The 10,449-nt window shown below is 72.2% G+C and carries 10 protein-coding genes; 3 read left to right on the top strand and 7 right to left on the bottom strand.

Going from position 1 to position 10,449, the window contains the following annotated elements; all coding sequences use genetic code 11:
* The first annotated feature begins 243 nt into the window (after nt 1-243).
* Nucleotides 244-1,854: a threonine/serine exporter ThrE family protein gene (locus ACIRBY_RS38560; RefSeq protein ID WP_403910105.1), complete on the top strand. Its 1,611-nt coding sequence runs from the start codon at nt 244-246 to the stop codon at nt 1,852-1,854.
* Nucleotides 1,855-1,958: 104 nt separating this feature from the next.
* Here ACIRBY_RS38560 and ACIRBY_RS38555 read toward each other — a convergent pair whose 3' ends face one another.
* The 5 genes from ACIRBY_RS38555 to ACIRBY_RS38535 all read right to left on the bottom strand — a co-directional run bounded on the left by ACIRBY_RS38555 (nt 1,959) and on the right by ACIRBY_RS38535 (nt 6,693).
* Nucleotides 1,959-2,672, bottom strand: a complete 714-nt coding sequence (locus tag ACIRBY_RS38555) for a VTT domain-containing protein (RefSeq protein ID WP_403910102.1) — start codon at nt 2,670-2,672, stop codon at nt 1,959-1,961.
* A gap of 136 nt (nt 2,673-2,808) precedes the next feature.
* Nucleotides 2,809-3,567 carry a MerR family transcriptional regulator gene (locus ACIRBY_RS38550; RefSeq protein ID WP_403910099.1) on the bottom strand — a complete coding sequence of 253 codons (759 nt, stop codon included), beginning with the start codon at nt 3,565-3,567 and terminating at the stop codon, nt 2,809-2,811.
* Nucleotides 3,568-3,654: 87 nt separating this feature from the next.
* Nucleotides 3,655-4,167 carry a DinB family protein gene (locus ACIRBY_RS38545; protein WP_403910096.1) on the bottom strand — a complete coding sequence of 171 codons (513 nt, stop codon included), beginning with the start codon at nt 4,165-4,167 and terminating at the stop codon, nt 3,655-3,657.
* 97 nt (nt 4,168-4,264) lie between these two features.
* Nucleotides 4,265-5,722, bottom strand: a complete 1,458-nt coding sequence (locus ACIRBY_RS38540; protein WP_403910093.1) for an aldehyde dehydrogenase family protein — start codon at nt 5,720-5,722, stop codon at nt 4,265-4,267.
* A 92-nt stretch (nt 5,723-5,814) separates the two neighbouring features.
* Nucleotides 5,815-6,693, bottom strand: a complete 879-nt coding sequence (locus tag ACIRBY_RS38535; protein ID WP_403910090.1) for a helix-turn-helix domain-containing protein — start codon at nt 6,691-6,693, stop codon at nt 5,815-5,817.
* Nucleotides 6,694-7,055: 362 nt separating this feature from the next.
* Here ACIRBY_RS38535 and ACIRBY_RS38530 point away from each other — a divergent pair, with 362 nt between their 5' ends.
* Nucleotides 7,056-7,550 carry an ATP-binding protein gene (locus ACIRBY_RS38530; RefSeq protein WP_403910087.1) on the top strand — a complete coding sequence of 165 codons (495 nt, stop codon included), beginning with the start codon at nt 7,056-7,058 and terminating at the stop codon, nt 7,548-7,550.
* Between the two features lie 95 nt (nt 7,551-7,645).
* Here ACIRBY_RS38530 and ACIRBY_RS38525 read toward each other — a convergent pair whose 3' ends face one another.
* Nucleotides 7,646-7,891: a DUF397 domain-containing protein gene (locus tag ACIRBY_RS38525; protein WP_403910084.1), complete on the bottom strand. Its 246-nt coding sequence runs from the start codon at nt 7,889-7,891 to the stop codon at nt 7,646-7,648.
* Nucleotides 7,892-7,998: 107 nt separating this feature from the next.
* The gene (locus tag ACIRBY_RS38520) at nt 7,999-10,047 is read right to left on the bottom strand and encodes an FUSC family protein (RefSeq protein WP_403910081.1); all 2,049 of its coding nucleotides are present in this window, start codon (nt 10,045-10,047) and stop codon (nt 7,999-8,001) included.
* A gap of 135 nt (nt 10,048-10,182) precedes the next feature.
* On the opposite strand from ACIRBY_RS38520, the gene tatA reads away from it, so the two are divergent.
* Nucleotides 10,183-10,359, top strand: a complete 177-nt coding sequence (tatA, locus tag ACIRBY_RS38515) for a Sec-independent protein translocase subunit TatA (RefSeq protein WP_042813909.1) — start codon at nt 10,183-10,185, stop codon at nt 10,357-10,359.
* Nucleotides 10,360-10,449: the final 90 nt, after the last annotated feature.

The following is a 10,449-nucleotide window of genomic DNA, read 5'->3' as shown; positions in this document are numbered from 1 at the left end:
GGGCGCCGGGGGCGGGCGGGCCTTCGTGGCCCCCAACCCGCCGCCCCGCCCCGGGGGCCCCCCCCCGGGGGGGGGGGGCGGGGGGGCGCGGGGGGGGGGGGCCCCCCCCCCCCCGGGGGGGCCCCCCCCGCCGCCGCGTTCGCTGGGAGCTTGCGGGGAGCTCCTCCCCCACCCGCCCGGCCTCGCCACGGACGAAACGATTCCGCATACTGATACCGCCAGTGATCAAGGGTGGGAGGATGCGTGGCGGAGGCCGAAGAACCCGGTCCCGAGGACCGGAAGCCGAAGTCCGACGAGGCCCACAGCGCCTTCACGCCGCCGCCGGGGATGGAGCCGGAGGCCCCCGAGGACCAGCCCACCTCGGAGTTCGCCCTGCCGGAGGGCTTCACCCCGCCGGCCGCCACGGCCACCTACAGCGCCCAGCACTCCCCGCCCGCCTACACGCCGGCCCCCGCCCCCGCCTTCCCCGCCTCCTCCCCCTGGCAGGACCGCATGCGCACGATGCTGCGCATGCCCGTGGACGTCCGTCCCGTGCCCGAGCCCGCGCAGCGGCAGAGCGAGGCCGGCCCGGCCGTGGGCCGCGTCCTCGACCTGACCCTGCGCATCGGGGAGCTGCTCCTCGCCGGCGGCGAGGGCGCCGAGGACGTGGAGGCCGCGATGTTCGCCGTGGCGCGCTCGTACGGCCTCGACCGCGCCGAGCCGACCGTCACGTTCACCATGCTGTCGATCACCCACCAGCCCTCCCTGGTCGGCAACCCGGTCTCCGCGAGCCGCACCGTGCGCCGCCGCGGCACCGACTACACCCGCCTGGCCGCCGTCTTCCGGCTGGTGGCCGACATCAGCACGCCCGAGGTGGAGATCTCCCTGGAGGAGGCCTACCGCCGGCTCGCCGTGATCCGCCGCAACCGCCACCCGTACCCCACCTGGGTGCTCACCGGCGCGGCCGGGCTGCTGGCGGCGGCCGCCTCCGTCCTGGTCGGCGGCGGGGTGACGGTGTTCCTCTGCGCCGCGCTCGGCGCCGTCCTCGGCGACCGGCTGGCCTGGTACTTCGCCGACCGCGGGATGCCGGAGTTCTACCAGTTCGTGGTCGCCGCGATGCCCCCGGCCGCGCTCGGGGTGGCCCTGAAGTTCGCCGACTCCGACGTCCGCGCCTCCGCCGTGATCACCGGCGGACTGTTCGCCCTGCTGCCCGGGCGGGCCCTGGTCGCGGCCGTGCAGGACGGCCTGACCGGCTTCTACATCACCGCCTCCGCCCGGCTCCTGGAGGTCATGTACCTCTTCATCGGGATCATCATCGGCGTGCTCGCGGTGATCTACGTCGGCCTCCAGATCGGCTCCTCGCCGAACCCGGACGAGGTGCTCCAGATCCCCCACCGGCCGGTGCTCCAGACCCTGGCCTCGATGGTGCTGGTGTTCACCTTCGCGATCCTGCTCCAGCAGGAGCGGTCCACCGTGTGGATCGTGACCCTGAACGGCGGGGTCGCCTGGGTGACCTTCGGCGCCCTGCGCGCCGCCGAGCTGCCGCCGGTGCCGTCCACGGCGATCGCGGCCGGGCTCGTCGGCCTGTTCGGGCAGCTGTTCTCGCGGTACCGGTTCGCTTCGGCGCTGCCGTACGTGACCGCCGCCATCGGCCCGCTGCTGCCCGGCTCGGTGACGTACTTCGGGCTCCTGTCGATCGCCGAGGGACGGCTGGACAAGGGGCTCGCCTCGCTCACCAACGCCGCCGCGATCGCGCTTGCGATCGCGATCGGGGTGAACCTGGGGTCGGAGACCTCACGGCTGTTCATGCGGATCCCGGGGGCGCGCACCGAAGCCAAGCGCCGTGCGGCGGCGAAGCGGACCCGCGGCTTCTGAGGCCTCCGCCGGGCCGGGGGCGCCCGGACGCACCGGCGCCCCGGAGACGGGCCGTCTCCGGGGCGCGGGTGGACGTCGTACCGGGCGCCGGGGGGCGCCCCGCGTCAGCGCTTGGCGTGGCGGCCGCGCTGGCCGGGGGCCGGCGGCTGCTCCTCGTAGGGGTACGCGGGCTGTGCCGGGGCGGACGCGGCGGCCTTCTTGGCCTTGCGGGCCTTCAGCACCTCGAAGATCACCGGGATCACCGAGATCAGCACGATGACGATGAAGATCGCCTCGATGTTGTTCTTGATGACGTCGAAGCGGCCGAGCTGGTAGCCGAGGCAGGTGACGCCCGCGCCCCAGGCGATGCCGCCGACGATGTTGTAGACGAGGAAGGTGCGGTACTTCATCGCGCCGGCGCCCGCGACCATCGGGGCGAAGGTGCGGATGATCGGCACGAAGCGGGCGAGCACGATCGCCTTGGGGCCGTGCTTCTCCATGAAGTCGTGCGCGGCGTCCAGGTTCTCCCGCTTGAAGACCTTGCTGTTCGGCCGGTTGAACAGCTTCGGGCCGAAGAACTTGCCGATCAGGTAGCCCACCTGGTCGCCGATGATCGCGGAGGCCGCGATCAGCGTGCACACGAGCCACAGCGGCTCCTTGATGCTGCCGCTGGCCGTGAACAGGCCGGCCGTGAACAGCAGGGAGTCGCCCGGCAGGAAGGCGAAGAGACCCGATTCCGCGAAGACGATGACCAGGATGCCGATCAGGCCGAACTGCCCGATCAGGTAGTCCGGCGACAGCCACTGCGGGCCGAGGGCAAGCGTGTAGAGGGGTTCCACGTTTCCGGGCTCTCCTGGATCAGCAGGGGGACGTCTGCGGTGGGGGACGCGACGATGCAGGCGGTCTCAATTATGAACGCACACCGCCCCCACCGGGTTCCAGGGACCGGAGGGGGCGGTACGGGTGAGGGACCGGCTACGCCTTGCGCACGGCGTTGGCCGTGATCGAGTCCCGCAGGTGCTCGGCCACGCCCTCGCCCATGCCGTCGTAGAACGCCTTGAACCGCTCGTCGGCGACGTACATGTCGCCCAGGCAGACGTGCATCTCGTAGGGGCAGTCGTAGTACCGGTCGCAGATGTGCCGCCGGTGCTCCTCGGCCATGTCCATGGCCGCCTCGCCGTCGGCGGGCTCGCCCGCCGCCACCAGGGCGGCGTAGCGGGCGCCCCAGTCGGCGACCTCGTCCTGGATCCGCTGCCAGTCCTCCTTGGTGTACGAGGCCGCCCGGCGCTGCGACTCGGCGTAGGCCTCCGTGCCGCCCCAGCGGCGCTCGGCCTCCTCCGCGTACTGCTCCGGGTCCTTGTCCCCGAACACCTCGAACCTCTCCTCGGGCGTGAGGTTGATGCCCATCTTCTTCGCCTCCATGGCGTGCTCCACGGCCGCGGCCATCTGCTGGAGCCGGGCGATCCGTTCGGTCAGGAGGGCGTGCTGCCGGCGCAGGTGCTCCCTCGGGTCCGAATCCGGGTCGTCCAGCAGGGCCGCGACCTCGTCGAGCGGGAAGCCGAGCTCCCGGTAGAACAGGATCCGCTGCAGCCGGTCCAGGTCGGCGTCGTCGTAACGCCGGTGGCCCGCGCCGCTGCGGCCGCTCGGGGAGAGCAGGCCGATCTCGTCGTAGTGGTGCAGGGTCCGCACCGTCACTCCGGCGAAACCGGCGACCTGGCCCACGGGGTAGCCCATCGCTTTTCCGCTCCTTCCGGTTGGGTACGCCCTCCACTGTGGTTCCTCACGCCGCGTGAGGTGCAAGCCCGGGCCCGGAGGAAGTGCTCAGCCCATCGCCTTCGTGCCGTCCAGGGTCTCGCGGATGATGTCGGCGTGGCCCGCGTGCCGGGCGAACTCCCGGACCAGGTGCAGGAGCATCCAGCGCATGGAGACGGTGGCGTCCTCGGGGAACCAGGGGGCCGGCGGCAGCGGGAAGTCGTCGTCCAGGCTGGGGACCGCCTTGATGAAGTCGGTCGTCTGCTCCGCGACCGTGTCCCAGAACGCGAGGGCGGAGGCGAGGGTCTCCCCCTCGGCCAGCCGGAAGCCCTCGTGCCATTCCCCGGGCGCGCGCCGGTGCTCGTTCGGCTTCTGCTGGGCCAGGCGGAGCCAGTTGAGCTCCACCTCGGCCGCGTGCTTGACCAGCCCGGACAGCGACAGCTCGCTCGCCGTGGGGCGGCTCGCCGCCTGCTCCGCCGTCAGGCCCGACGCGGCCCGGCGCAGGGCCTCGCGCTGGTCCTCGACGAAGAGCAGGAGCGTGCCGCGCTCGTCTCCCGCGACTTCCTGGGTGGGGTGTGCCATGACCGACCGCCTTTGCCGTGGTGGTGTCCGGGGTCTCCCCCGCCGACACCCACCACGCTACAAATCATTGCGGTCAGCTTCTGTCCTTGATGGCGCCCTAGAAGGGAAAAGTCGTCCGGCCGTGCTGGACGGAGATCCACTTCTGGGTGGTGAAGGCCTCGACCGTGGCCTCGCCGCCCAGGCGGCCCAGCCCCGAGGCCTTCTCCCCGCCGAAGGCGGTCAGCGGCTCGTCGCCGATGGTGGAGTCGTTGACGTGGAACATCCCGGTCTCGACGCGCTGGGCGAAGCGGACCCCGCGCTCGACGTCGCGGGTGTGCACCGCGCCGCTGAGCCCGTACGGCGTGGCGTTGGCCAGGCGCACGGCCTCCTCCTCCCCGTCGAAGACCACCAGCAGCGCGACGGGGCCGAAGATCTCCTGGCCCAGCAGCGGGGAGTCCTCCGGGAGCCCGGCCAGGACGGTCGGCTCCACCAGGTTGCCGCGCGTAGAGCCCCGTACGAGGGCCCGCGCCCCGGACTCGACGGCGCGGTCCACGAGGGCGGTCAGGGCGTCGGCCTGGAAGGGGTTGATCAGCGGGCCGATGTGGGTGTCGGCCTCGCGCGGGTCGCCCGTCTTCAGGGCGCGGACCCGGGCGGTGAACTTCTCGGTGAACTCCTCGGCCACGGAGGCGTCGACGAGGATCCGGTTGGCGGCCATGCAGACCTGGCCCTGGAAGACGAAGCGGCTGAAGACGGCCGCGTCCACCGCGTAGTCGACGTCGGCGTCGTCGAGGACGACCAGGGCGCTGTTGCCGCTGAGCTCCAGGACGGTCCGCTTGAAGTGGCGGGCGGCGACCGCGCCCACGTGCCGTCCGGTGCGGTCGGAGCCGGCGAAGGAGATGACCTTCGGGACCGGGTGGGTGAGGATCGCGTCGCCGATCTCGGCGATGTCCGTGACCAGCACGTTCAGCAGCCCGGCCGGCAGGCCCGCGTCCTCGAAGATCTTGGCGATGATCCCGCCGCCGGACACCGGGGCGTTCTGGTTGGGCTTGATGACGACGGCGTTGCCGAGCGCCAGCGCGGGGGCGACCGACTTCAGGGTCACCAGGAGCGGGAAGTTGAAGGGGCTGATCACGGCGACGACGCCGACGGGCAGGCGCTGGACGCGGTTCTCCTTGCCGGTGACCGGCGAGGGCAGGATGCGGCCCTCGGGCCGGACGGCCAGCTGGACCGCCTCGCGCAGGAACTCCATCGCGAGGTGGACCTCGTACTCGGCCTTGGGACGGGTCCCGCCGAGCTCGTCGATCATCGCCTCGACGATCTCCTTCTGGCGCTCCTCGGTGATCCGCAGGGCGCGCTCCAGGACGGTGCGTCTCGCGTAGGGGCTGGTGGCGGCCCAGTCCCGCTGGGCCCGCTCGGCCGCGCGGTAGGCCCGGTCGACCTGCTCGACGGTGGCCACGGTGATGGCCGCGAGCTTCTCCCCGTTGTACGGGTTGACGTCGATGATGTCCCACGAACCGGTGCCGGCCAGCCATTCGCCGTCTATGTACTGGTGAGCCAGGTCGGTGAATATGGACATGCCATCCCTTACTGCGAGCGCGCACCCTTGCGCTGCACCGGAGACCGATCGTTCTTCGTCGAGCACTGATCAGACGTCATAGTACGTGCGGTTCAAGACAGTTGGAGCAGTCCGCGCAGGAGATCCCGGGTCCGGTCGGGGTCGGGGCAGTCGGCCTGGAGCCGTTCCATCGCCCGTGCGTACTGGCCGACCTCCTCCTCCTTGTCCAGGTAGAGCGCGCTGGTGAGCTGCTCCAGGTAGACGATGTCCTGCAGGTCGGACTCGGGGAAGCGCAGCAGGGTGAAGGCGCCGCTCTCGCCGGCGTGTCCGCCGAAGGAGAAGGGCATCACCTGGAGCTGCACGTTGGGTCGCTGGCTGATCTCGATCAGGTGTTCCAGCTGGCCGCGCATCACGTCGCGGTCGCCGTAGGGGCGGCGCAGGGCCGCCTCGTCGAGGACGGCGTGGAAGACGGGCGCGTTCTCGGAGACGAGGACCTTCTGGCGCTCCAGGCGCAGCGCGACGCGGCGGTCGATCTCGGCGGCGGAGGCGTTGGGCATGCCGCGCTTGACGACGGCCTGGGCGTAGGCCTCGGTCTGGAGGAGGCCGTGGACGAACTGGACCTCGTAGATGCGGATGAGGGAGGCGGCGCCCTCCAGGCCGACGTAGGTCTGGAACCACCCGGGGAGCACGTCGCCGTAGCTGTGCCACCAGCCCGCCGCGTTCGCCTCGCGCACCAGTCCCAGGAGGGACTCACGCTCCGCGCCGTCCGTGACCCCGTAGAGGGTCAGCAGGTCTTCGACGTCCCTGGCCTTGAAGCTCACCCTTCCCAACTCCAAGCGGCTGATCTTCGATTCGGATGCGCGGATCGAGTAGCCGGCCGCCTCACGGGTGATGCCGCGGGATTCTCGGAGTCGCCTGAGCTGTGAGCCCAGGAGGATGCGGCGCACCACAGAACCGCTGGCTTCTGCGGTCACTAGTCCTGCCCTCCCCATCGCAATGGTGTGCGCGTGGTGTGCGCGTGCCTCGTCGGGGCCCCCGTATCCCCGGTGCCGCAGTCTGCCACCAAAACGCATCGGCCCGTACTCGTTCTGTAACGGAATCCGGCGTCCCGGAAAAGAAGTCCGTAAGTATGCGTAGGAAGAAATGAGCAAGAACCGTCACGGGAGTGGACAGGTCCGGCGCGTGCACGTGCATCTGCCCTTGCATCCGGCTTCCGCATTCGGAACGATGGTGCCGCGCACCTGCGTGCTCTTCGCGCCGGCGCCGGACCCACCCCGCAGTTCTCTTTGGCCGGAGCCGACCGCTTCGTCCGCGAATCCCGGGAGTGCCTCGCATGGGGACGATTGGATCGGTCATGCTCGAGCCGTTACGGCAGGGGCTGCCCCCGGTCGATCCCACGGCCGTCTCCGGGTCCGCCTCCTGCGCCCTGCCGGCCCGCTTCGAAGCGGTGCGGGGCGCCCGCTCCTTCACCAGATCGACCTTGTCCCAGTGGGACCTGGACGACCGCTTCGACGACGTCGCGCTGGTGGTCTCCGAACTCGTCACCAACGCGCTGCGCCACGCCCTCCCCGACGACGCGCGGCCCTGCGGGGGCGAGCAGCCGGAGTCGGCGGCGGTGCGGCTGCACCTGATGCGGTGGAGCACGCGGCTGGTGTGCGCGGTGCGGGACCCGAGCGAGGACCGGCCGGGGGGCTCGTTCGCGCCCGAGCGCACGGACGAGAACTGCGACCTGGAGTCGGGGCGCGGACTGTTCCTGGTGGACTCCTACAGCGACAGCTGGGGCTGGCACCCGCTCGCGGGCCGGCTCACCGGCAAGGTGGTCTGGGCGCTGTTCCTGCTCCAGGACTGACCGCTCGCCGCGCGACGCACCACTGGCCGGGCCTGATCCTTTCGATCAGTCCCGGCCAGTGCACGTGCATGGCCTGATCCTTGGCGCCGTTCCGTTCAGCCGATCAGATGGTCGAACTCGCCGTCCTTGACGCCCAGGAGCAGCGCCTCTATCTCGGCCGGCGTGTAGACGAGCGCCGGACCGTCGGGGAACCGCGAGTTGCGCATGGCGACGTCGCCGCCGGGCAGTCTGGCGAACTCCACGCAGGATCCCTGCGAGTTGCTGTGTCTGCTCTTCTGCCAGGTCAGCTCATACAGGGAAGTGAGTTCTGCAGCTGCCGTCCCGTTGTACGCGTGGTCCACAGGAAGCCCCCGATAGTGCAGATGTCAACTCCACCGGATCATAGCTGTGTTCACCACCGCATGCATGGGCAGATGCACGTGCACGCGGGGTACCGCAGTGATCACTGTCAGGGGCGGAGTGCCTGGGCGACCTCGTCCAGAGAGTCCAGCAGCCGCTCCGCCGCCTGGCGTACGACGCCCGATTCCGGCAGGCGGTTCCCCCCGTCCAGCAGCGCGCGCACCTGCTCCCATTGCGGAACCCGGCGCTCCCGCACCGCCCTCGCCCCCGCCGCGGTCGCCCCGCGCAGCGCCTCCGCGAGCTCGGCCGCCCCCGGCACGGGGTCGTGGGCCCGGTCGGGGAGGTGCGCCTCCAGCAGCATGGCGCCCCGCCCGAACCCGGCCACCGCCTCCCCGGCGCCGTCGGCGGCCGCCCGGGACAGGCCCCGGTGGCGCACCGGCTCCCCCTCCGCCCGCGCCAGCGCCTCCTGCCAGGCGATGCGGGCGTCGCGGGCCGCCAGCAGGGCCTCGCGCACCTCCTCGCGCCGGGCCCCGGCCGGATCGGCGTACGGCCCGAGCACGGCGGCCGCGTACCGCCCGTCGGCGGCGAGCCAGTCCGCCAGCCGGGTGCGCAGCCGCGGGGTCTCCCAGGCCGGGTAGACGGCGTACGCCAGCATCGCGAGGACCCCGCCGACCAGGGTGAGCGCGATCCGGTCGGGGACCGTCTGGTCCCAGCCGACGCCCCCCATGCCCAGCAGGAAGACCACGTACGCCGAGACGAAGACCTGCGTGACGGCGTACCCGGTGCGCATCAGCGCGTACATCAGCCCCGCGCTGACCACGGCGAGCAGCCCCGACAGGTACGTCCCCGGATGGAACAGCTGGACGACGCCGGTGGCCGCGCCCACCCCCACCAGCGTCCCGGCGAAGCGGGCGACGGCCCGCGACCAGGTCTGGGTGAAGTCGGGCCGCATCACCATCACCGAGGTCATCGGCGCCCAGTAGCCGTGCCCGAACGGCAGCGCCTGCCCGATCAGGTACCCCGCGCACGCCGCCCCCGTCACCCGGACGGCGTGCCGCAGGACCGGCGAGTCCGGCCGCAGCTCGGCCCGTACGGCCTTCAGCACCAGCGGCACCAGGGCCGGCACGGTGGGCCGCAGGCGGGCCTCACCGGGGTCGGCGGTGCGCCCGGTACCCGGCTCGGCCGTCTCCAGGACGTCCTCCAGCAGCGCGGCGAGCCTGCGCGCGGCCCGCAGCGGCGCCCCCCGGAGCACCTCCGGGGGGTCTGGGGCCTTCAGCACCTCCAGGGCCGGCCCGGGCAGCCGTACGGGGTCCCCGTGGCGGATCGCGTGCGCGGCGGCGTCCAGCACGGTCCCGGCGGCGTCCAGCAGCGCGCGCACCCGGTCCCGCCCCGGCCCCTCGGCGGGGGCCCCGACGGCCGGGTCGGCGAGCGAGGCCAGCACGGGCCGGATCCGCTCGGCGAGCCCCCGCGCCCCGTGCAGCTCGGCGGGCCGCCTCCGGGCCTGCCGGACGGTGACGGCGGCCGCGTCCCGGGCCTTCATCAACGGCGCCGGGTCGAAGGCGCAGACGGGGTCGTGCCGCAGCCGGCGGGCGTAGTCCGCCTCGGCGGCGAGGGCGTCGGCCAGGGCGTCGCGCTGCGCGCCCCAGCGGCGGACGGGGAAGAGCACGATCAGCAGCGCCTGGACCACCCCGCCCGCGGCGATCATCGCGGCGTGCCCGGCGGCCTGCGGGACGGAGGTCGGCAGGGTGACGGTGACCAGCATGATCGCGACGTTGCCCGAGGCGATCATCCCGGCGGTCGGCCCGGCGGCCCACAGCAGCCCCGCCCCGAACGCCCACAGGGCCAGCATCGGCAGGAACAGCCCCAGGTCGGCCGAGCCGACCAGGTACCCGAGGAAGGTGGAGACGGCCAGGGTCAGCCCGGAGGCGAGGGCGAGCACGGGGCGCGGGCGCCAGCTCTGCTGGAAGGTGGCGATGGCGGCCATGAAGGCCCCGAACGCGGAACTCGCCGCCGCGCCCGGCCCGAGGAGGGCCAGCCCGGCCCCGATGACGAGCGCCAGGCCCGCGGCGGCCCGGAGCGCGACGAGCGGCTCCAGCCGGCGCCGCTCGACGGTCACGGCCGCCCGCGCGGTGTCCTTCAGCGCGCGGAGCCAGCCCATGGCGCCGAGCCTAACGGTCCTGATGGTTTTCAGGATTTCTTCAGATTTGTACAGGACCCTTGCCGCGCTGTTCGATGACCCCGAATCATCGGTGCGTCCCCTGTCCTCCGCCCCTCACCCGAATGTAGGTATTCCATGCTCCGCAACGGCCTGGAGCCCTGGCACCTGATCATCGTCCTGGTGGTCTGCCTGATGCTGTTCGGTTCGAAGAAGCTGCCGGACATGGCCCGCTCCCTGGGCAAGTCGGCCCGCATCCTGAAGTCGGAGGCCCGCGCGATGCGCTCCGAGAACAGCACCCAGGACCCCGCCTAGGCCCTGTCTGATAATTGATCTTGTGGTGGGTCGAGGTGAACTGACGGATGCGGCGTGGGAGCGGATAGCGCCCCTGCTGCCTGGTGTTGA

Origin of the sequence: Streptomyces sp. NPDC096136 (genome assembly GCF_044763325.1) — a bacterium.
In the GTDB taxonomy this organism is placed as follows: domain Bacteria; phylum Actinomycetota; class Actinomycetes; order Streptomycetales; family Streptomycetaceae; genus Streptomyces.
The sequence above is the reverse complement of the archived record's forward strand: the minus strand, read 5'-3'. Positions and strand labels throughout refer to the sequence as shown.